The sequence below is a fragment of the Alteripontixanthobacter muriae genome (assembly GCF_013336795.1).
In the GTDB taxonomy this organism is placed as follows: domain Bacteria; phylum Pseudomonadota; class Alphaproteobacteria; order Sphingomonadales; family Sphingomonadaceae; genus Pseudopontixanthobacter; species Pseudopontixanthobacter muriae.
The window spans coordinates 1-21,598 of sequence record NZ_JAAFZT010000017.1 but is presented as its reverse complement, the minus strand read 5'-3'; the positions used below and the strand labels follow the sequence as shown (position 1 = coordinate 21,598).

At 60.9% G+C, this 21,598-nt stretch carries 13 protein-coding genes and 1 tRNA gene; 4 read left to right on the top strand and 10 right to left on the bottom strand.

Annotated features, from left to right (window positions below; genetic code table 11):
• Positions 1-23: 23 nt before the first annotated feature.
• A complete protein-coding gene (locus G7A66_RS05595) occupies positions 24-2,114 on the top strand; it encodes a RelA/SpoT family protein (RefSeq protein WP_174294723.1) in 2,091 nt (696 codons plus the stop codon).
• Here the strand turns inward: G7A66_RS05595 and G7A66_RS05590 are convergent.
• Positions 2,111-3,145, bottom strand: coding sequence for a peptidylprolyl isomerase (locus tag G7A66_RS05590; protein WP_174294722.1), 1,035 nt, complete (start codon positions 3,143-3,145; stop codon positions 2,111-2,113). The genes G7A66_RS05595 and G7A66_RS05590 overlap by 4 nt on opposite strands.
• Positions 3,146-3,262: 117 nt before the next feature.
• Between G7A66_RS05590 and G7A66_RS05585 the strand changes: the two genes are divergently transcribed.
• A tRNA-Ser gene (locus G7A66_RS05585) sits at positions 3,263-3,353 on the top strand.
• A gap of 659 nt (positions 3,354-4,012) precedes the next feature.
• Here the strand turns inward: G7A66_RS05585 and G7A66_RS05580 are convergent.
• From G7A66_RS05580 to G7A66_RS05545, 8 genes are all read right to left on the bottom strand, one after another.
• The gene (locus G7A66_RS05580) at positions 4,013-5,677 is read right to left on the bottom strand and encodes a recombinase family protein (RefSeq protein ID WP_174294721.1); all 1,665 of its coding nucleotides are present in this window, start codon (positions 5,675-5,677) and stop codon (positions 4,013-4,015) included.
• Positions 5,674-6,090, bottom strand: a complete 417-nt coding sequence (locus tag G7A66_RS05575) for a DUF2924 domain-containing protein (protein WP_174294720.1) — start codon at positions 6,088-6,090, stop codon at positions 5,674-5,676. The genes G7A66_RS05580 and G7A66_RS05575 overlap by 4 nt, the downstream gene beginning before the upstream one ends.
• Positions 6,091-6,092: 2 nt before the next feature.
• Complete coding sequence (locus G7A66_RS05570; RefSeq protein ID WP_174294719.1) at positions 6,093-6,320, bottom strand: DUF3489 domain-containing protein; 228 nt, start codon at positions 6,318-6,320, stop codon at positions 6,093-6,095.
• A gap of 184 nt (positions 6,321-6,504) precedes the next feature.
• Entirely contained in the window at positions 6,505-6,717 is a 213-nt protein-coding gene (locus G7A66_RS05565; RefSeq protein ID WP_174294718.1) for a hypothetical protein, read from the bottom strand.
• Between the two features lie 573 nt (positions 6,718-7,290).
• The gene (locus G7A66_RS05560; protein WP_174294717.1) at positions 7,291-8,406 is read right to left on the bottom strand and encodes a DUF4062 domain-containing protein; all 1,116 of its coding nucleotides are present in this window, start codon (positions 8,404-8,406) and stop codon (positions 7,291-7,293) included.
• A gap of 204 nt (positions 8,407-8,610) precedes the next feature.
• On the bottom strand, positions 8,611-11,238 hold the full coding sequence (locus G7A66_RS05555; protein ID WP_174294716.1) for an AAA family ATPase: 2,628 nt from the start codon (positions 11,236-11,238) through the stop codon (positions 8,611-8,613).
• The gene (locus G7A66_RS05550; protein ID WP_174294715.1) at positions 11,238-12,359 is read right to left on the bottom strand and encodes a metallophosphoesterase family protein; all 1,122 of its coding nucleotides are present in this window, start codon (positions 12,357-12,359) and stop codon (positions 11,238-11,240) included. The genes G7A66_RS05555 and G7A66_RS05550 overlap by 1 nt, the downstream gene beginning before the upstream one ends.
• Before the next feature lie 10 nt (positions 12,360-12,369).
• Positions 12,370-18,261 carry a DUF3320 domain-containing protein gene (locus tag G7A66_RS05545; protein ID WP_174294714.1) on the bottom strand — a complete coding sequence of 1,964 codons (5,892 nt, stop codon included), beginning with the start codon at positions 18,259-18,261 and terminating at the stop codon, positions 12,370-12,372.
• Between the two features lie 492 nt (positions 18,262-18,753).
• Between G7A66_RS05545 and G7A66_RS05540 the strand changes: the two genes are divergently transcribed.
• The gene (locus G7A66_RS05540) at positions 18,754-20,127 is read left to right on the top strand and encodes a transposase (protein ID WP_174294713.1); all 1,374 of its coding nucleotides are present in this window, start codon (positions 18,754-18,756) and stop codon (positions 20,125-20,127) included.
• A 211-nt stretch (positions 20,128-20,338) separates the two neighbouring features.
• Positions 20,339-21,265: a lipid kinase gene (locus tag G7A66_RS05535; protein ID WP_174294712.1), complete on the top strand. Its 927-nt coding sequence runs from the start codon at positions 20,339-20,341 to the stop codon at positions 21,263-21,265.
• Between the two features lie 71 nt (positions 21,266-21,336).
• On the opposite strand, the gene G7A66_RS13930 is transcribed toward G7A66_RS05535, so the two are convergent.
• On the bottom strand, positions 21,337-21,598 hold a 262-nt coding region (locus tag G7A66_RS13930; RefSeq protein WP_206675085.1), incomplete at its 5' end, for a hypothetical protein.

Sequence of the window (21,598 nt, the reverse complement as noted above, 5' to 3'; positions counted from 1 at the left end):
TGCAATGCGCACATTCAGCAGTGATGCTGCGCCAGTACGAACTTGTCGAAAAGGTCAAGGAATACGACCCGGATGCGGACGAAGCTCTGCTGAATCGGGCTTACGTCTACACGGTGCAGAAGCACGGTAGCCAGAAGCGCGCCAGCGGCGACCCTTATTTCAGCCACCCGGTCGAAGTGGCGGGGTTGATGACCGATCTGAAGCTGGATCAGGAAACGATCATCACGGCGCTCCTCCACGATACGGTGGAGGATACGCTCGCCACGATCGAGGATGTGGAGCTGAACTTCGGGCCGGAAGTTGCAAGGCTGGTCGATGGCGTGACCAAGCTGTCGAAGATCGACGCCATGCCCGAGGACGAACGGGCGGCGGAGAATCTGCGCAAGTTCCTCCTTGCCATGAGCGAGGACATCCGCGTGCTGCTGGTCAAGCTGGCCGACCGGCTGCACAACATGCGCACGCTGCATTTCATCAAGAAGCCGGAAAAGCGCCAGCGCATCGCCCGCGAGACCATGGAAATCTATGCGCCGCTGGCCGAACGCGTCGGTATGTATGAATATATGCGCGAGATGCAGGCGCTGGCATTCGAACAGCTGGAGCCGGAGGCCTATGCCACCATTACCGGCAGGCTGGAGCAGATCCGCAACCAGGACGGTGGTCAGGTCGATGCCATCGCGCTCGCGGTGAAGCAGGCGCTGAGCGAAGCCGGGCTGAAGGTCGAGGTTGCGGGGCGTGAGAAGCAGACCTATTCCATCTGGCGCAAGATGGCCGAACGGCATGTCAGCTTCGACCAGGTCAGCGACATCATGGCGTTCCGCATTTTGTGCGAGGACGAGATTGATTGCTACCGGGCGATGGGTGTCCTGCACAAGACGTGGCAGTTCATCCCGGGCCGCTTCAAGGACTATATCTCCACGCCCAAGAACAACGGCTATCGCAGCCTGCACACGGCGCTGATGTATGAAAATTCGATGCGGGTGGAGGTGCAGATCCGCACGAAGGAAATGCACCGCCTCAACGAATTCGGTCTGGCGGCGCACTGGGCTTACAAGCAGGGCGACCGCCCCGACGGGCAGGTTGGATGGCTGCGCGATCTGATCGAGATCGTGGATGCCAGCCACGATGCGGAGGAACTTCTCGAACACACGCGCATGGCGATCTATCAGGATCGCATCTTCGCCTTCACGCCCAAGGGGGGGCTGTTCCCTCTGCCCAAGGGCGCTACGCCGGTGGACTTCGCCTTTGCCGTCCATACCGACCTTGGCGCACATACCGTCGGCGCCAAGATCAACGGGCGGCACATGCCGCTGCGCACACCATTGAACAATGGCGACGTGGTCGAGATCATCAAGGGCGGCGATGCTCACCCCCAGCTTTCATGGCTGGGGTTCGTCGTGACCGGCAAGGCGCGTGCCGCCATCCGCCGCTCGGTTCGGTTGAAGGAACGGGCTGAGGTGGCGGAGATCGGGACCAAGCTGTTCGACGAGATTGCTGCGCGCCTGCCCACCCGCATCGGCAAGAAAGCGACTCGCGCGGCCATCAAGCGGCTGGGCCTCGAGGACGAGGAAGCGCTGATGTATGCCATCGGCGCGGCCAAGCTGGACGACCGCGAAGTGATGGAGGCTCTGGTCCCCGGCAGCACTGCCGACCTTGCGGAAGAGCCGGACTGGCCGCAGCAGGAACGGGTCATATCGATCAAGGGGCTGACCGCAGGGGTCGGGTTTCGTCTCGCCGAATGCTGCCATCCCGTACCGGGCGACAGGATCGTGGGCCTGCGCAAGGCGGGCGAGGGCGTCGAGGTCCACACCATCGATTGCCTGCAATTGGCCAGCGGGATCGATGCCGACTGGCTCGACCTGTCCTGGGGCCGGCGATCGCAAGGCGCGCTGGGACGGATGCGGGTGATACTCTATGACCGGCCGGGCACCTTGTACGAGATGGCCGGAATTTTCGCCAAGAACATGGCAAATGTCATGGCGCTGGAACAGGTCACCCGCGATACGCCGTTCCAGACCTATGAGGTGGAACTGGAGGTAGTGGATCTGGCGCATCTGACCCGCATCACCAGCGCCCTGCGCGCCAGCGATGCCGTGGCCCAAGCTGAACGGGTCTAGTCCGCCCCTGCTCGCCGCACGGGGACAGGTACGTTGCAGATGTCGGCGCCGCCCGCCGGTTTTATGAAGAACGGTTCGCGCCTGTTGGCCCTTGCGTCGGCATAATTTGCGAAGCTGTCGCTCTCGGTGGAAAGATATTCGAATGCAGGCCTCTCGCCTTCCGGCAGATCGGCAGCGATGCGGACGGATCTGATCGGCACGTGCTCTGCCGAGTCTTCGTAGAAGCCGAGATCGCCGGTGCCGCGTGGCAGGCTGGAAAGATGCTCGATCCCCTCGATCACGCGGCCGACCAGTGCGATGTTGCGGTCGAGGTGCCGCGGCGCATGGCCGATCACCGTGTAGAGTTCAGCACCGGAGCCAGCATCGGGCGACATGCCGCGTCCGACGCCAACCATACCATAGCAGTGAACGGGCCAGATTTCCTTCTCTCCGAACATCATGGCAATCGGCCATCCACGATAAAACAGATTAGCCAAGGCGTAAGGATCGGATCGAAACTGGCGCATCCAGAAAGACGCCATGCGCCCTTCGGGCCCGGCTTCCATGAGCTCAGCACGATCATGTGATTCCCTGTTGAGAATACCCCGCGCAAGCGCTTGCCTGATTTTCACATCCAGGTTCTCGATAGGCACCGCGGCATAGTCACTCTCTTCGGTCGGGCGCAGGCCCTCTGGAAGCGGCTTTGCCTTCGCTTCTTCTTCCCCATCGGGATCGCCCCACTGCACGACGTAATTGTCCTGGACGCGATTGATGCTGACCTCGTCATACCAGCCGGCGCGTGCAAGCGTGCGAATGTTATCCACCCAAGGTTCGCTGAACGGTGGCGGCATCAACTGGATTGTGACGGTCCGCGTGTGGCCGTCCCGGTCCGGCGCCAGCGTCATGACAAGCAAATCCTGCGCGGAGATCGGCTGCCAGTCGTGCGCAGGAGCCGCAGCGGCAATGGCGGCGGGAGAGGGCGCCTCTTGCGCCATCGCCGTGGGGTGGACGAGGCTCATGAAGAGTGCGGAAGCGGTGAGCAGATGTTTCATCACCTGCCATCCTGCCATCTGCCGACCGTTTGGAAAAGCTCTCCGGAGAAAGAGCGCTGCCAAGCCCGCTTGCCAACGCCCCGATGCCCGGCTAGGGCGCGGCTCGCAAAGGCATGCGGAGCGGTGGCCGAGTGGTCGAAGGCGCACGCCTGGAAAGTGTGTATACGGTAACCCCGTATCGTGGGTTCGAATCCCACCCGCTCCGCCAGCAAGTCTCTGATTTTGAAAGGAAAAGTCAGGACTCGCTGAGTCAAAGTTGCTCTTTTCGACGTAGATTCTCCCGGTACGCACATACTCCCAAGTGAGGCCAATTTTCTCCGGCTGGCGATCTTGGCTTTGTTGGACTGTTTTCTGCCCACAATTCCGTGGGTTATTTTTCGGGTCCGTACCACTAGTTCGAATCCCGCTCGGTCCGCCAGCAAGTCTCTGATTTTAAACGGAAAAGTCAGGACTCGCTGAGTCAAAGTTGCTCATTTCGACGCAGATTCTCCCGGTACGCACATACTCCCAAGTGAGGCCAATTTTCTCCGGCTGGCGATCTTGGCTTTGTTGGGCTGTTTTCTGCCCACATTTCCGTGGGTTATTTTTCGGGTCCGTACCACTAGTTCGAATCCCGCTCGGTCCGCCACTTATAAGTCGTTGATATAGAACGATTTTTGTGTCTGGCAGGAATGCCGCGTTTCCGCGCCATTCCAGCGCCGAGGTGGTCTGTCGGAGAGCCTATCGGGCGAGCTAGATCAGGAGATTTGGCCCTTATTCTCCGCGGCCGATTTCGCAGGTACCACTTTCGATTCCGGCGATGCTCCAGAACCATGCGAACGAGAAGCGGCGCCGTAGCGCCGCCGCTTTACAATGCACTCTGTGCTTTCAGGTGATCTGGAGCATCCTTTTCTGCTCATCCCAGTCGAGCGGAAGATCGTGGAGGTTGAGCAGGGTCTTCGCATCCAGCCCGGCGGGCTGGGTACCGGAGATGATGTGATCCAGGATGTCAGGCGCGAGGAAGTTCAACCGGACCAGCCGCGAGACGTAGGAAGAGGTCACGCCATGCTCCCTGGCCAAAGCTGCAGGTGTCAGTCCACTGGATGTCATTTCCGTCCACCAGCTGCGCGCGCGATGGATTAGCCTGACGAGGTGCTCCTGCGGCTCTGCTGATCCCGCCAGCGTACCATCGGCCTGTACCAGCCGCATCACCGTCCCTGTACGACGGAGTCCTGCATCGATCCTTAGTTCGACGTGTTCGGGCGCATCTGGTGCAGCTGGCGTGTTCAAGGCTTCCTCCAATGAGCCTGCGCGAAGCTGGACTTGGATCTGTACACGATGGATCACGATCCGCCTGATCAACTGGCGCAGCAGAAGCCGATCGCGTTTGCGGATCTTCGTGGCCAAGCTTTCGCAGTCGCGGGAGAACTGCTTCATCTCATCGGCGCGGGGCTGCAGGTGTGCAAGAGCCATCAGTCGTAGAGGATTGTCGAACTGCGCTGCCAAGCCTTCAGCTACGGTCTTCTCCAGTTCCAGCGCAGGTATCCGCATGCCACTACCCGCGCTCCCCGGCTCGTGCTGGAGTGCTTTGCTGACGTAGTAACGATAGCGGACCTTGCTCTTGCAGGCATGGCTTGCAACCAGAGGCTCACCGGCGTCATCAAAGACCAGACCTGCAAGCAGGCTCGAGGACTTTACCGTTGCGGCCTGCTGCGTCCCCTGCCGATTGTCCTCAAGCCTCACCTGTACCTTGTCCCACAGGTCGCGCTCTACAATTGCATCGTGCTGACCGTCGTAGACCTGTCCCTTGTGGTGGATCTCTCCAAGGTAGATCGGGTTCGTGAGGATCCTGTAGATCTGGTTGCGGGTGAATGGCACTCCGCCCATGCTACGCCCGGAGGAGGTCTGCCGCAGCGGCACTCGAACACCTTCGCCGTCGAGCTGCTCCTTGAGCAAGCGCACGTTACCGAGTTCCATGTAGCGCCGGTAGATGTCGCAGATCAGTGCGGCATGTTCCTCGACGATCCTGAGCGTTCGTCCTTCCGGTGCATAGCCGAGCGGCGGATTGCCACCCATCCACATGCCCTTGGCCTTCGATGCCGCTATCTTGTCGCGGATGCGTTCAGCGGTGACCTCGCGCTCGAACTGGGCAAAGCTCAGCAGCATGTTGAGCGTGAGCCGTCCCATCGAGTTGGTGGTGTTGAACGACTGGGTCACAGAGACGAAGCTGACCTCTGCCTTGTCCATCGTCTCGACCAACTTCGCAAAGTCGAGCAGTGAGCGGCTCAGCCGGTCGACCTTGTAGACGACCACGGTATCGATTTTGCCAGCTTCTATGTCCTTCAGCAGCCGCTGGAGGGCGGGGCGCTCCAGCGTTCCGCCCGAAAGCCCGCCATCGTCATACTCTTCTGGCAGCAGCGACCAGCCTTCGGACGCCTGGCTCAGGATATAGGCAGCGCAGGCTTCGCGCTGCGCATGCAGCGAGTTGAAGTCCTGCTCGAGACCTTCCTCGCTCGACTTGCGGGTATAGATCGCACAGCGGACCTTCTTCATGCCGCTTTCCTCTTCTCACGAAGGCCGAAGAAGGCTGGACCTGACCAGCGCGTGCCGGTGATCGCGCGGGCTACTTCGCTGAGGCTGTTCCACTTCTTGCCGTTCCAGACGATCTCGCCTTCGTCACCGATGGTGACCATGTGCACGCTCCCGGCAAACTCGCGGGCGAGCCGCATGCCGGGGCGCAGTTCCTTCGTCTCACTCTTGCCTGCGGCAACCTGGTCGAGGCGCTGTCTGGTCTTGCGCGAGAGGCCGCCGAGCGCCTCTGCCTGCAGTTCATAGGCAAGCGCCAGCCGAAGCATCTTCTCGCTCACCTTCGGGACCGGGCGACCGGTGAGCCTTGCCCACCGGTCCTTCAGGTCGTCCTTCTTCATTGTCTGCAGCTCCTCGAGCTGCTGGTCGAGGTTCGCCATGATCAGGCGCTCGCCGTGATGCGGTAGCAGGATGCATCGCCGCGCATCTCGCGCTCGACCGCGTGCCCCTTCTTCTTGAGGCCGCTGAGCGCAGCGCGGGTGGTGTGCTTCTGCCAGTCCGTCGTTTCCATCATCTCGTCTAGCGTGGCGCCCTGCTTGCGCTTCAGCAGCGCGAGCACCTTACCAATTTTGGTCTCGCCCTTCGGCTGCTCACTCTTCTGCTTCGTCATGGTGGTTCTCCTTCGCTGGAGCGGCATCGTGCCGGTCCCACCACCTGGAGCCCCGATCGAGCGCATCGTCGGGGCGGCAGCCGGTTACATCGGCTGCGATCCAGTGATGACAGCAATGCTTCGTTCGGGAGGGAAGTCGAATGGGATGTGCAATCCCATCACTAAAGGACCAGCACGGCCCGTGTCAGCTGCCAGGCTGTTCCGCCAGCGCCGCAGCGGCAGCTGCGAGAGCCACGATTGCTCGGCCGTCGCGGGTAAGCTGATCGATGCGCGACAGGAGCGCCTGGCGATCATCGGGAGCTGCGAGCGCGAGATCGGGCGAGCCGTCTTCCATGATGCGGCCGGCCTCCAGCAGAAGCTGCTGGATGAGCTCGCGTCGATGCAGGTCATCTTCCATGGCGCCATTGAGGTCGTTCGTCGGCAGGAAGTCCAGACTGAGCTTTTCTGGCTCTGCTTCAGGAAGTGTGGGTTCAGACTAGCGGGGCCAATCCATACGGAGAATTCACCTGTGGCAGAGAAGCATCATCTACCAGGCTATCGATCAATTTTTCCGCAAAATCGCTTCCGGGATTCGGGCCGGGTAAAACAGGCGGTGTAAACGACAGCGATGTCCAGGCTCAGGTTCCACAGTTCCGGATCGGATGGGTTGTCCTCGAAAGGAGCCATGCATCCATCCGAGCGGCTTTCGCGGTATGGACGGGTACAGCCAATGCAGGAGCCTCGGCTGCTGGAGAGACTGCTGCGTCGCCGCTAAGCTGCGCCACGTCTGCTTCGCGCCCTCACTTCAGCCGCTAGCTGCTCCCGGCTTCAATCCTAAAAGCGGTCATTCGTCTGTGCCACCTTCGCACCACACCTAAGTTTCCGGGCGCAAGTCCGTCAACAAATGGCGCCAGACCTGCGGCGGCACCGGATAGGCCACCCAAAGCTTCTGAACATTCACCCGAAACCGGGCGGAAAACTTTCCACATCGCTATTTGTTCTCTTCAGCCAGCACGTTCACGATACGGGCTCTGGAATCCGCCCTTTCCACCAGCGCGACGCTCTCTCCCGTTTGCGCGAGCCAGTCGAAAAGACGTTGCGCGGCAAAGCGCGTGGAGGAAGGGTCCCGGCAGTCCTTTAGGAAGACGAACTGCACCTTTTGGATCGGATCCGCGACGTAGACGCCGAAGGGCGTCGGAACGATCGTCGCATCCGGAAAACCGAGAACGTTCTGGGCCTGGATTTCCGTCGCGCCTTTCTGGCATCCAATGATGTGGACCGGTCCTATTGCCGCCTTGAGCTCGTCGACGAGAAGGAAGTCGTTGAGGAAAGGGCGCCCCACCAGTTCTCTCGCGGCGGGGTTCGAAAGTGCTGCGGGGACCGCGTCGAGCCTGAGAAGAACTTCCTTTCCCTCGATCGGAAGCGTCAGCAGGTCGTTTCCCGCCGACAAACCGCCGCGATCCTCCAGAGCCTCCTGTAACTTCACCACGATCGCCCTTCGCCGGGCGAAGAAGTCGAGCTTGCTCCATGCCAGCGCGTCTCCAGTGTGATACTTGCCCTTCCGGACTTCGCGTACGCCAAGATGGGCAAGCGACTTCACAGCGTCGACGACCGCTTCGCGAACTCGAGTCGTGGCTTGTTTAAGCGTTTTGACCGACCCGCCCCGGAAGAAGTTTTGGGTCGAAAGGAACTCGTTGAAGCGCTGGTCCCTCAAAATCTGAGCGTGATCTAACGGATCGCCCTTGATCTTGCCCAGCGAGATGAGACGGACCTTCCCGGGCGCCGAACTGTGAGCTCGGAGCAGTTCCGCGTGGCAGATCCCGATGTCCGCCTTATCGGGAGCCCAGCCCGCATTGCCGTTCGCAAGCACCAGTACGATGTCAGCCTTGTCGACGGATTCGAGACATACATCCAGGGAGTCTTGCGATGTGTCGGCAGGTGGAGCGTCCTCGTTGATCCAGACCTCAAACAGATGTTCGCCGAACAGCGTTTCGGCTTCGAGCTCCTTCTTGATCGCTCTGCGAGTGTCGCTGAGAGGCTCGCCTCCCGCCGGGAACGGATCGTTGCATCGGCTTGAGATCATCACTTTTATAGGATCACGTGCCATCTGTCTCTCATGCCCCAATCAGGGGATTCTACGGTGAAGTGGTAGTGGCCGCGAGGACCGGTTCGATGCCGTGCCGTGAGCGGACGAATTTAGGCAGTGCATCATCGCGCTTCCTCTTCTTTTCCCAGTCTACCGATCCGACCCCAGGTCAGACCCAGCACCCCGGCCGTAATGGACCCGCATGACAAGCTGGAGATGCGATCGCTATTGCGGCACCCAGTCTGTCATTTGTAAGATGTTGCCGCCCAGTTGCGCAAAAGCCCGCTGCCGGCAGGAGAAAATGATGATCTGCTGATCGCTGGACTGGCGATGGAGCGCGTCAAACATTTTTTCAATCCGATCGTCGTCAGAATAGACCAACGCATCATCGAGAATAACCGGCGCCGGACGCCCATCATGGGCCAGCAGGCGAGCGAAGGCGAGGCGGGTAAGGACCGAAAGCTGTTCGCGCATTCCGCCGCTTAGCCGGTCGACATCTTCTTCCTGGCCGTTGCGCATGATCTTGTCCGGCAACAACGTCTTGTCGTCGAAGGTGATGCTAACGTCATCGAACAGCAGGCCAAGCAGCGGCTTCAGTTCAGCCATTACCGGCTTCAGATACAGATCGCTTGCTTCTGCGCGGGCGGTGTCGAGCGCGGCGGATAGGCGCTGAAGAATCGCAACTTCCTGTTCGAACGCCGCGACACGGGCCTGAGCGGACGCCAGTGCGTCCTTGGTTTCATTCCATTTTTCTTCGACTGCTTCATCGGACCGGGTACGGATTTGAGCTGTCAGCCCGGCAATGTTTTCGCGCAACTGGCCCATGTTGGTCTCGTTGGCCTGATCGGCCGACAACTGCCGTTTGAGCGATGCTTCCAGGTTTCCGAAATCGGGCGCTTGGGCGCGCAGCTTTGTTGCATTCTCTTCCGAAGACGCCAGATCGACCTCAAGTTCCATGAGCCGGTCACGCAATTTCCTTGCACTGTCTTCCCGCTGTTCGGCCGGGCCGAGCACTGCTGCCGCCTGCTGCATCTTGGCAGCCAGAGTGGCCAGCTCCGTCTCTACTTTTACAAATGCGCTTTCGGCATTTTGACGCAAGGGTTCTGTATCGCGCACCGCTTGGTTTGCGTGTTGACGGCGCTGTTCGGCATCGTCCAGCGCTTGCCGTGTTGCTACCGGGTCGGCCTTTAGCTCAAGCTGCTCCGCATCGGCGGGCGTGATCGCAGCAATCGCGGCGCGCAGTGCGGGCAAGCCGTCAGGTGCCAGCGAGCGGAGTTCCAAGCGCGTTTCGCTGATCCGCGTTGCCAGTTTCTGCGCCGCAATCTGCCGTTCGCGCGCCGCGGCAAGATCGGCCACGCCCATTGAGGACAGGAGCGCGGCGCGGCGCGCCTCCGTCTGCTCCAACTGGTCGCTGCTTAGTACTGCACCGTTCGAACGCAGCGTGATCGTGCCAATTCCCGGCGCGACAAGCTGCGCATTGCCCTCATAACCGCGTTCTTGTCCATCGGTCAGCGGAACGCCGTCCAGCATGACAGATTCCGCGCGTCCCGGGTCGTAACTGATGGCAACGGTGGGGCTTGCCGCCTCACGAACGGCGCGAATTTTCGCGATCGCGATATCGAGATCCTGCAACTCACTGATCGCATTAGCGGGTATCTCGACCTGCGCCAGTTCTGCTTCGGCCTGTTCGGCTGTTTCGCGGGCAGCTTCTGCGGCGTTCAGTCGCTGCTTCAGCTCGATCAGCCGATCCGCCGCTTCGCGCGCCTTTTCTGCGGCACCCAGCCGCGCCAAGAGGTCGCGCGCTTCCTCGGCATCGTCTTCGGCGGTTTGAGCTTCGGTACGCGCCGTTTCGATAGAAGTCACTGCGCCCCGGCGTTTGGCAACCGCATCATCGCGCTTGCGTTGCGCTTCCTGCCGCTGGCCCTCAAGACTGGAGACTTCGGCCAATGCTTCGCGGAACTGAGTATCGGCGCGTTGACTCGTCTCATGTCGGGCGTGCGCCAGCGCCAGTTCCGCCTCCGCCGCTTGCAACTTGTCGCTGAGCTGGCGGGCCGTATCGACTGCTGCCTGCGCGGCGGCGATAGCGGTCTGCCGCACGATCGTTTCTTCGGGATTTTGCAATTCTGCCAGCCGCAGAGCCTCAATGGCCCGCTGGTCCAGTGCGGAGCGCAAGGCCAATACGTCTTGCTCTAGCGCGCGCTCCGTCAGAACCAGACTATCGCGTTTTTCGCTGGCGGCGGCATAACGTTCACCGGCCTTTGGGCGGCCCGTTGCGGTCACAAGCTCTCCAAGCGCCTCAGCGGTTTTCGCCGCGATATCCCCCATTCGCCGTCCGCCAGTAACCGCCTCGACCTCGCCCTGCACCGATTCGAGGAGGCTGGCACGCACCTGCTTTTCGCTTTCCTCCTGCGGGCGGCTGAGCTTTTCGATCCCGGTCACGCCCTGCCGGACCCACAACAGCCCCGCCGGACCGCCTGCCCCGCCTTGGATCAGTTCGCTGATAAAATTCTCGGCCTCATCGGCCTGTGCGATCAGCCTCCCGGTCAACAGATCGGCCACTTGCGCAGACTTGCCTCCGTAGAATTGCTTGGTGATCCGGAACTGCCCGGCATCCGTAAACACATCCGCTTCGATCTGCGGATTGCCGCCGCTATAAGGCCGCAGGTTGCGCACATCGCCAGCGGTGCTGGTATGCGGCTGAAAGAACAGCGCGTGCAGCGCCTCAAAGCTGGTGGACTTGCCGAATTCATTGGCTGCGCACAACACGTTGACGCCTTCGCCGATACCTTCAATGGCCACCCCGCGCTTGGCGAAGCGTTTGACGTTGAACAGCCGCAGTGCCGTGATCCGCATCACGCCACCTGCTGTGCGAAAGCGTGAAGCCGAGCGAGGGCGGCATTGGCAATCTCCCGCTCACCGGCGGAAAGTCGATCATCCTGCGTTTCCGCCAGCAACGCAGCGGCCGCCTGCCGCAAGGCACCGCCCCGGTCGATCTGGTCGAGATCGTCAACCTCACAGACCGTATGCAGCGCGTCGTTCTCCATCGCAAACCAGGCGAAATCATGCGCGGCATTGGCGGCGGCTTCGCCTAGCGCGGTGCGACCCGCAAGCCGGGTGTTGCCGCTGGCATGAACGCGAACCAGCGCCTGCCGCCGGTCGGCGGCGGTTGCCAGCAGCGCCGCGAGCGCCTCCACCGGGTCATCTCCATCGAGCAGGTGCAGATGAAGCGATTGCCAGAAAAAGCTGCCGGTGCGCAACCGCTCGACTTGCGGTAGCGCGCCTTGCTCGGCGATGCTGACGAGCAGCGCCTCGCCCATTCGGTCATGCTTGAACCGGTCCTGCTCAGGTGATCCGCTGTAGTGAGTGCGCGGGTTGACCGCGATTGCGCCGTGCCAGTCGCCCAGCGCGAGGTAGTCGAGGCCTGCTCTGGCCGCGCGGTCCGGGGCGATAACGTCGGAAGCCACCTTGTCCTCCGAAAATTCGGTAATTGCGCCATGCGCCAAGCCGATACGGATCGTGCCATCGGCCGTGGCGGCGGCATCCATCCATTCGGACAGGTCGCGGCCCGGCCTGCGCGTGGTACACGGCGCGGGCAACAGGGTAACATGCGGGGCAAGTGCGACCGGCGCGGGTTCCACCGCCAGCACGACATTTTCCGGAGCTTCGCTGCGCATGTTGGCCCATAATTGTGCCGCCTGTAACGAATCGTGGTTGCCGGGCAGGATCACCCACTGGACGGCGCTATGCCGCGCCATTTCCGCCAACGCCTGCCGCCTTACATCGGGCGCAGGCGTTTCGGTGTCGAACGTGTCGCCCGCCAGCAGAATCGCGCTTGCGCCGTGGGTATGCGCGTGTTCGGCCAGCCGCGCGATAACCGTGTGGCGCGCTTCGCGGAGCCGTCCCGGCAGGTCGCCGGAGAAATTGCCGAAGCGTTTGCCGAGGTGCAGGTCGGCGGAATGAATGAAACGAAACATAGCTGGTTACTCAATCCGTTTTCATTGCTGCGGCGATCGCCGACGCGCAAGCCAAAGCCTCGTCCAACCTGTCGCGTGAGGCTGATGCAAGTCGCTCGACCCCCAGCACCCGCGCCAGATCACGCGCCGGGTCCGGCATATCGAGGAGTCCGGGGTTATCCTGCACCACCGCGACCAGTTCGGCGAGCGGCATATCGGCGATAGACCGGCGCGCGTCCTCGGTTGCGGGGCGACGATACGGGTGGACCGGAACGATTGCGCCCTTGCTCCAGATGAATTCTGCGCCAAATTCTGTGGTCCGGTCAAAGTCCCGAAGATGCATGGCGATCTGGTCACGGATGCGCTTCCCGGTCCGCTGCCAGCCGTGCGCTCGCGCGATCCGCTGACACAAAACATCCGTGCGCAGCGGGCTTTCTGTGTGCATCACCGCGTCCACCATCGCCCGCAAGGTATCGCGATAGGTGAAAGCGTAGAAGCGTTCAGGATCGGCCGAAAAACCGGACAGGTCGGTTAGGCGATAGCTGGCGCGCGCAGTTTCCGCCGATGCCGAAGGGGCGGGCGTATTTGGGGCTACAGGTGCCGCGTCACCGCTGGCAGCATCGTCGCGCATCGGCATCGGTTCGGGCTCCAGGGTGGCAGCCGCCTCATCCCGGATTTCTTCCAGATTTTCGATCTGGTGCCCAATATGCCAATGTCCGATCCCGGCTGCCTCCGGTTCCTCTACACTTGCCGCATGTTTTGTCCGGCTCTCTTCGAGCAACTCGTTAAGCTGCCCGTCCAGCCTTGCCGCACAGCCCGGCGCGTCGAACCACCAGTCGGTTGACCATACCCGCAGGATGTTCCAGCCAAGCCCGGTTAGCACCTGTTCGCGCACTTTGTCGCGATCACGCGCGGTGGCCGCGCTGTGATAGGTTGCGCCGTCGCATTCCACGCCCGCCAGATAGGCACCCGGGAGATCGGGATGGCGCACACCCAAATCGATGCGAAAGCCGGATATGCCGACTTGCGGCACCATCATCCAACCGCGCTGCTCAAGCTGCGCTGCCACGGCTTCCTCGAACGGCGATTCAAAGGCACCGTCCGACTCCGTAACCTGCGCCGGAAGCGCGATTGCGCCACGCTCGGCAAAGTCGAGGAACGTCTTGAGATGCTGCACCGCCAGCGCCTTGGTTCGGCTAATGTCGATCTGGTCTGCGGTGTAGCCGGAAAACACGATCAGTTCCTGCCGCGCCCGTGTCACAGCGACATTCAGCCTGCGTTCGCCGCCGTTGCGGTTGAGAGCGCCGAAATCCATCGTGAGCTTGCCAGCCGCATCCTTCCAGAACGTGATCGAGAACAGGATCACATCGCGTTCGTCGCCCTGCACGTTTTCCAGATTCTTGACGATGGTTCCCTCGATTCGTTCATCAGCGAAGAAATACTCCAGCGCCGGGTCGTCGCGCCGGGCAGCGTCGAGCAGATCGAGGATCAGTGATTGCTGCTGCGCATTGAACGTGATTACGCCCAACGTCGGGCGGTCCTGTTCCGGCAGTTTCAGCCAACTGCGCATCCGGGCAACCGCTTCATCGGCAACGGCCTGCGCTTCGATACGATTGGTCCGGCTTTTGCCGCGATCATAGATGCCGCCGGGCACCTTGCGCAGCCGCACAGCCTGATCGTCGACTTTGGGCGAGGGGAAGGTGACGAGCCGGTTGCGGTAATAGTGGTGGTTGGAAAAGGCGATCAGCGATTCGCTGCGGCTGCGATAATGCCAACGCAGATCTCGCACCGGGACGCCCGCCGCCTTGGCTTCATCCAGAATGCTCTCCAGGTCTTTCTCGTGGTCCGCCACATCTTCGTCTTCTTCGTTGCGCCCGAAGAAATTGGTCGGCGGCAATTGTTTAGGGTCACCCACGATGATCGTCTGGCGGCCGCGCGCAATCGCGCCGACCGCATCCCAGGTGGTAATCTGCGATGCTTCATCGAAAATCACGACGTCGAATAGCGACTGGGTGGGCGGAAAATACTGCGCGATAGACAGCGGTGACATCAGCATACACGGCGCCAGCTTCGAGAATGTATCCGGCATTTTGCCGACCATCTCGCGGATTGACTGGCTAGGCCGTTGCAGTTCCATCTGATGGCGCAGCAGCCCAAGTTCCGAATTGCGCGACACGCCCTGAACGGCGGGCAAGCCATGAGCGATAGCGCCGATCACCCGGTGCGCGGCTTGTGAGCGGACCAGATCATCAATTTCGCGGAATTCCGTGATGGTATTTTCGTGTTGAAAACGCCGGAAGTCTTGCAGCACCGGGTCGCCGTCAATAATTTGCGGGAGCCACCACCGCGCATAGGCGGTGCGGAATGCTGCCCGGCTGGCGTTCGCATCGATCAGGCCGGTTTCCAGATGGTCCGCCAATGGCGCTAGTCCGCAGTTAGCCGCGCGGTTGCGCACCTGACACCATGCCGCCCAGTCACGCAGCAGATGGCGAGCGTCCATCAGAGCTTTCAGCGATAGGCTGAGCTGTGCCAAATCCTCATGAGTGTTGCCCGGAGCAAAATCGCGCCCTGCCGCCGCGCTGAACTGCTGGCTTGCAACATCAAAACCGAGCTTGCCCGCCAGCAATCTGGCCCCGGCGGCGCGCAGCCGGTTATCCTCGCAGGCGCGGAGGCCTGCCTCGGCCGAACGGGCCGCGGTTTGCAGCGCATCGTCGTCATGGCCGGAAAGGCGCAGCGCGCTGCGCAGTTGCTGCCCACGGGTGAGAATATCGGCGACAATTGCGGGATCGGTGTCCAGCCCGTCGATGGGCAGCGCGCGCCCGTTCAGCGGGTTGCTGTCAATCGCCGCAAGACAATCCTTCATGGTTTGCAAAAGCGGCAGATCCACCTCCGGCTGCGAATCGCCGCTGTCAGCATAGCTTTGCAGCAATTTGCCGAGCTTGCGTTTGTCGAGCGCCGATTTGGGCCAGAACGCAGCATTCGCTTCGCGCCACTGCCGATCGAGTGCTTCCGGATCGAGTTGGCGCACGGATTGAGCTGAATACGCTGCATTCATACCACGTTCGGCGGAGCGATAGCGGGTTATCGCCTGCTCAAGCCCAGCCAGCGCGGTTTTGCATTCGGCAAAGTCCTGATCGAACGCAATGGTGAGGTCGTGATCTCGGCCTTGGTCCATCACCAGGGCCAGAGCGGCCAGTTCTTCCATCTCCGTCCACGATCCCGGTGCCTCGGACCGAATACCCAGCGCGGAGAGATAGGCGGCGTGCGATGTGTTCAGCAGGTCGGCGGCGTTGCGCAGCGACTGCGCCGAGGTGAGCATAGATTCCTGCCACCCCGCGCTCCATGCTGTGATATCGACCAGTTCCAACGCGGGCACCCGCTCCACCGACACGAACACCCGGCCCAGTTCAGCAGCAAGTTCTTCAAGTTCCAGCAGCGTGGCGACGTCATGCGCATCGCGCTGCGGCCATGACAGTTCCGGCGCGCACATCGCGGTTGCCTGGAGCGCGATTCCGAGCGCCTTGTAGGGTGTCCAGCCATTGGCATAAATCATATGCAGCGCGGCGACATAGGCGTTCAGCGTATCGCGGCGCAGTCGCAACCGCTCGTTGATCGTGGTCCATTCCGATTGGTCTGCATCGGCGCTATGCTCCCATGACGCCTTTAGCTGGCCGAGGAAATGCTTGCGGTCGGCCTTGTTCGAATGCAGTTCGATGCACTGGTCGCCCAAGCCGTGTTCGCGCAACCGGCGATACACCACATCCAACGCCGCCGTCTTTTCCGCCACGAACAGCACTGTCTTGCCGACCGCAAGGCAGTTGGCGATCATATTAGCGATAGTTTGGCTTTTGCCGGTGCCCGGCGGCCCGACGATGACGAAATCATGCCCGGCAGCAGCGGCAAGGCTGGCAGCGGTTTGCGAGGAATCTGACGGCAACAGGCACACGATATCGCTCGGCGCAAACGCCCGGTCCAGATCGCTTTCTTCAGGAAAGACAGCCCGCCCTTCGCCCCCATCGAACGCCTGTTCCGGCGTATCGATCAGATGGCGCACCATCCGATTCTCGCGCAGGGCATCGGTCCGTTCGACCAGATCCTTCCACATCAGGAACTTCGCGAAGGAAAAAGTCGAAAGCGCCGCGTCGTCAACCACTTCCATTCCTGGCACATCGCGCACGGCAAGGCGCATCATCGCCAGCAGGCGCGGGACATCGACACCATTGTCATCGACCGGCAGATCGCCCGCAAATTGCGGCAGTTTCAGGTCAAAATCCCGCTCAAGAAATTGCAGCAGCGTGGCGTTGAAACGCGGCTCGTCCTCGTGATAGCGGATGCGGAACGGCGAACTGGCGCTGCTGCGTTCCAATTTGACCGGCACCAACAGCAGCGGCGCGCGATAGCTGCGCGTGTCTTCAGGCTTCTTCTTCCAGCGCAAAAAGCCCACCGCTAGAAACAGCGTATTCGCGCCCCCTTCGGCGAAATCGTTGCGGACTTGGCGGTGCAGGTCGATCAGCCGTGCGTCGAGCTGAGGAAGTTCCAGCGGCGAGGGCAATTCGTCGCGCAGCAACGCGTCGGCAGCGAAGCTGCGCTGGATGTCCTTGCCGTGTACGTCGCGGTAGAGCGCCGCGTCTCGCTCCCCCAACGGATTTTGCGCTGGAAGTGAGATGATGCGAATGGCGGCCCCTTCGGCCAGCCTGTCTTCGAGAAAAGCTGGATTGGTGCAGACAAACGGAATGGTTTTCTTGGTGTCGGGAAAATTGAGCAGCCGGTTGCGCAGGGTCAGGTCGAGCAGCTTGCGTTGCCAGCGATCGATCCGGCCGGCCGCGCTTGTCGGCTTCACCTCGACTTCTTCGATAGCCAGGCTGCCGACAGCGGGCGCAGCCGGAAGCGGTAGTGGGGCAACGGGGGCATTACCGTCGTCGGGTTCTTTTGGTTGCGCGGGGTCATGCGACGCCAGCGGGGTGATGCCCCCGCTGCGCGAACGCCGCACGTCGATGGCCGATACAAAGCCCTGCGCTTCTTCTTCGCTCATCCGGTGGTCGAGCGCTGACTGCGCGGCTTCAAGCGTCATGGCCGGGCGGTGGGTGACGCCGGTAGTTTCGAACACGATCAGTTCGTGCGAGGCCAGCGCCTTGCGTACCTCCATCTGATCCGGCTCAATCGCGTTGGCAAAGGTGCGCTTGGTCAGCCAAACTCCGACTGCGGCATGACCGGCGAACATCAGGATGACTGGGTTCAGACCGGCACCCTCCAGCGCTGCGGCAAAGTACAGCGCGGTGTCGAGACATGTCGCCAGCCGCTGATCGATCACGGTTGCGGGTCGCCTGATCTTCTGGCCGCTCTGTTCGAAACTTGCTGGCGGTTCGGCGTAGTGAACCCCCAATCCAGCGATGGCGGAATAGACTGCGGCGGCAAGCATGTAAGCGCGTTGCGGTGAACCTGACTGATAGCCGTCCAGGCCGCTGGGGTGGCCGCTGGCGGCAAGCTGCTCCGCCGCACTACGCAGCGTTTGCGCGATGCCAGGATCGTTGGGCATAACGAATGCCGGCAGAAGCTGGGCCATGTCGCCAACGCCGCCCCATTCATCTCGCGCCAGCAATCGCACGTCCAGCGTGCGCTCGTGCACTACTTCGCCGCGCGACGACAGAGACAAGCGAAGTTCGCCCCGCTCCGCCTCGTTCAGACCGGCTAGATAATCGGCATCCAGATCCACCTTACGGTCGGTCAAGGTCAGGCTGTCCCCCGGTGCAAGCCAATCTACCGTCCAGACTTTGGGGCGCAGGAAGGCAGGTGAGGACGTCAGCGCAATGCGGCAATTTTGGTAATGTCGGTTGGTTTTGTTTTCGATGATGATCGAGCGGATAACCGGCACGGCATTTTGGTAGGAGGCATAGGTAAAGCTGGATGCTACATCGACCTTCATTGCTGGGTTAGCAGCAAATGCATCGTCGCCATCGTTAACCGGCAAATCGGAATTTTCAGTATGTTGCACACTGCGCCCCTCACGCTTGACAGCGTAGCTACCATTTAGATTTTAAGAAAGATTGCATTTTTAGTTTAACGACTGATCTTACCGGAGATGATGTTCACGTTGTCGAAGTTTGGCTGAATATTGGCGTTTTAATCTAGTCACTACGAAGCCAAGGTGCCAAATAAGATTGTCTGTACGCCGTTCAGAAGTCGCCATTGTTGACCAGGCGGTTATGCGGCCCGTCTTCATTACCTAGCGAGGCACCGCGAAAATCGGCTTCGTAGGCTACTGCTGGCGCGTAGTTAGGTGCAAACGAAAGGCAGTTTTCGGATATCCGATCCTAGAATCTGCCTGTCCGCTAACAACCCTATTCTGTTGAAAAAGTCAGCTTGCATGGGAGCCAAGCTACTGATTCAGTGATCTTCGTAATCAGGAGATTTGCTGATGATGGGCGAACGAACGGTGATGCAGGAGGCGCTGTTCTACAGCTTTCGCATCGAGGATCATGTTCCGGCAGATCACCTGCTGCGGTCAATTGACCGGTTCGTTGATCTAACTGGTATCCGCGAGCACCTAAAGCCGTTTTACAGCGCGATGAGTCGCCCCTCGATCGATCCCGAACTGATGATCCGGATGCTGATTGTTGGCTACTGCATGGGCATCCGTTCGGAGCGCCGGCTGTGCGAGGAGGTGCATCTCAACCTCGCCTATCGCTGGTTCTGTCGCCTGGATCTGGATGGCGCCGTGCCCGATCACTCGACCTTCTCCAAGAACCGCCATGGCCGGTTCCGCGACAGCGACTTGCTGCGCAAGCTGTTCGAGATGACGGTCGAACGGTGCATGGCCGAGGGGCTGGTGGGCGCCGAGGGCTTCGCTGTCGATGCCAGTCTGATCCGTGCCGATGTCCACCGGCAGCGATCAGAGCCGGGTGAAGAGGGGTTGCCGCCCAAAGCTGCTGGCCGGGCTGTGCGCGAGTATCTCGAGGTGCTCGACGATGCCGCGTTCGGCGGCGCAACGCCGGTGACCCCCAAGCGGATTAACCTCACCGATCCTGCGGCACGCTGGACGGCGGCAACGCGCGAGGCGGCCTTTTACTCTTACAGCACCAACTATCTGATCGACCTTGATCATGCGGTAATCGTCGATGTCGAGGCCACGACCTCAGTACGGCAAGCCGAAGTGACCGCCCAGCGCAGAATGATCGACCGCACACAGGAGCGCTTCGGCATCTGGCCCGAGCGCCTCGTAGCCGACACGGCTTATGGCTCCGCGCCGAACCTTGCCTGGCTAGTCGAGGACAAAAGCATCGAGCCGCACATCCCGGTGTTCGACAAATCCGCCCGGAGCGATGACACCTTCGAGCGGTCCGCCTTTACCTTCGACCACGAGGACGACAGCTATGTCTGTCCTGGCGGCAAACGGCTTCATCCATCTAACCGGAACTTCAAGACACCGCGGCCGCGCGCCAATGCCGACGGCTTCGTCCGCTATCGAGCCCGTCAGCAGGACTGCTCAACCTGCGATCTCAAGCAGCACTGCACGCCCAGAATGCCAGCTCGCAAGATCATGCGCTCGGTTCACGAAGGCGCACGAGACATGGCCCGGAATATTGCCACCACCGACGCCTATCTTGTCTCTCGTCGCCAGCGAAAGAAGGTTGAGATGCTCTTCGCTCACCTTAAGAGAATACTGAAGCTGGACCGCTTGCGTCTTCGCGGTCCCAATGGAGCAAAAGACGAGTTCCACCTCGCCGCAGCAGCCCAAAACCTTCGCAAAATGGCAAAGATGATCCCGATGCCGGAGCTCGCAATGGCATAAGCGAGATGGCAATCCCGCTTGCCGCTACCTGGGGCCGCTAACGACTGCGCCTCAAACCGACTTCTTCAACAGAATAGGGGTGGTTAGCTGTCATCCGACTATGATCCAGCAGATGGCTGTTCTTTGGCCGACTGCGGACCGTATGGTTCTGGACGCCAAACGGGTATAGCGGACATCCCTTGCCAGCTATCCAGTCCGATCGGTTTGCCTGATGCCGTCGCATAGAAATAAGCACGTTCTGCTCCTCCACAACGCAAAGTCGCGGCAAGGTGCTCGCGCCTACCAGCCGGTGCGCGCGCGGTTGGAAGCTGGGGGTTTCTCTGTTACCGTGGAGCCCTTCGAGAACCTCCCCGAAATTGCTCGGGACATCACAAGACTTCATGAAAGGTCGGACGCAGTTGTAGTTTGCGGCGGCGATGGATCGATCTCATCTGCCGCTCCGGCAGTGATGGAGAGCCGGCTGCCGCTCGGCATCATCCCGGCAGGGACCGCCAACGATCTCGCGCGGACTCTTTCAATCCCGCTCGATTTTGAGGCGGCAGCAGACCTCGTGGTTGCCGGTCAGACAAAACAGATCGATGTGGGCATGGTGAATGGCCATGCGTTCTTCAATGTGGCCAGCATTGGTCTTAGCAGCGAACTGGCGCAGAAGCTCGATCCAGAAGTGAAGAAGCGCTTTGGCAGGCTTGGCTATGCTGTTGCCGCGCTTCGTGTTCTGTCCAGCGCCAAGCGTTTTCGCGCTCGCATCGTCGAGAAAGGAACAGGCACACGGGTCAAAACCTATCAGATCGCCATCGGGAACGGCCGCCTCTATGGCGGAGGTAACATCGTCGCAGAGACAGCCGCGATCGATGACGGACGACTGGATCTCTATAGCTTGGAAATGCCGAACCTGTGGAAGTCGGTGCTCATGGCGCGGGCCTTCAGAACTGGAACCCATGGGGCTTGGAAGGAAGTGCGGACTGCACGGTGCGTCGAGTTCGATATCGAGACACGGCACCCGATGCCGGTTAACACGGACGGCGAGATCGTGACCGCTACGCCAGCTCATTTCCAGGTGCTGCCTGCTGCGGTCACAGTTTTTGCTCCCCCCGAGACGAGCACCAAGCCTCTTCCGCTCCGCCTCTATCATTCATGATAGACCCGAACGTTCGGCTGCCTGCTTCTGGGCCGCAAGCAGACAGTCTGGTCCTGGTCCAGTGAACGGGCTTAGCTGCCGTTGGTGAACGGGTGACTGAGGAGCAACTTGCGGCGAACAGCCTTCTTGACAGTTAGCGGATTGAGGCAGAACCTGCTGCGCTTCAGGCAAACGAATACAGCAAGTATCGGGTCGCTCTCGATGGTGGCTGGCATGAATGCCCGCGGCACATCATCACTGCCAGGCGAAGCGCTCTCATGACCGAACCAGATCCAGACACGCTCAACGAACTCGTAGGCAAGATGCTCGGGGACCTGGGGGGCGCCTTCAGTG

Excerpts from the sequence above, each read along its gene's own strand:
- G7A66_RS05570 (WP_174294719.1), bottom strand. The coding sequence starts at position 6,320 with ATGACGAAGCAGAAGAGTGAGCAGCCGAAGGGCGAGACCAAAATTGGT.
- G7A66_RS05555 (WP_174294716.1), bottom strand. The coding sequence starts at position 11,238 with ATGCGGATCACGGCACTGCGGCTGTTCAACGTCAAACGCTTCGCCAAG.
- G7A66_RS05595 (WP_174294723.1), top strand. The coding sequence starts at position 24 with ATGCTGCGCCAGTACGAACTTGTCGAAAAGGTCAAGGAATACGACCCG.
- G7A66_RS05550 (WP_174294715.1), bottom strand. The coding sequence starts at position 12,359 with ATGTTTCGTTTCATTCATTCCGCCGACCTGCACCTCGGCAAACGCTTC.
- G7A66_RS05545 (WP_174294714.1), bottom strand. The coding sequence starts at position 18,261 with ATGAAGGTCGATGTAGCATCCAGCTTTACCTATGCCTCCTACCAAAAT.
- G7A66_RS05575 (WP_174294720.1), bottom strand. The coding sequence starts at position 6,090 with ATGGCGAACCTCGACCAGCAGCTCGAGGAGCTGCAGACAATGAAGAAG.
- G7A66_RS05580 (WP_174294721.1), bottom strand. The coding sequence starts at position 5,677 with ATGAAGAAGGTCCGCTGTGCGATCTATACCCGCAAGTCGAGCGAGGAA.
- G7A66_RS05535 (WP_174294712.1), top strand. The coding sequence starts at position 20,339 with ATGCCGTCGCATAGAAATAAGCACGTTCTGCTCCTCCACAACGCAAAG.
- G7A66_RS05540 (WP_174294713.1), top strand. The coding sequence starts at position 18,754 with ATGATGGGCGAACGAACGGTGATGCAGGAGGCGCTGTTCTACAGCTTT.
- G7A66_RS05590 (WP_174294722.1), bottom strand. The coding sequence starts at position 3,145 with ATGAAACATCTGCTCACCGCTTCCGCACTCTTCATGAGCCTCGTCCAC.
- G7A66_RS05565 (WP_174294718.1), bottom strand. The coding sequence starts at position 6,717 with ATGGAAGATGACCTGCATCGACGCGAGCTCATCCAGCAGCTTCTGCTG.
- G7A66_RS05560 (WP_174294717.1), bottom strand. The coding sequence starts at position 8,406 with ATGGCACGTGATCCTATAAAAGTGATGATCTCAAGCCGATGCAACGAT.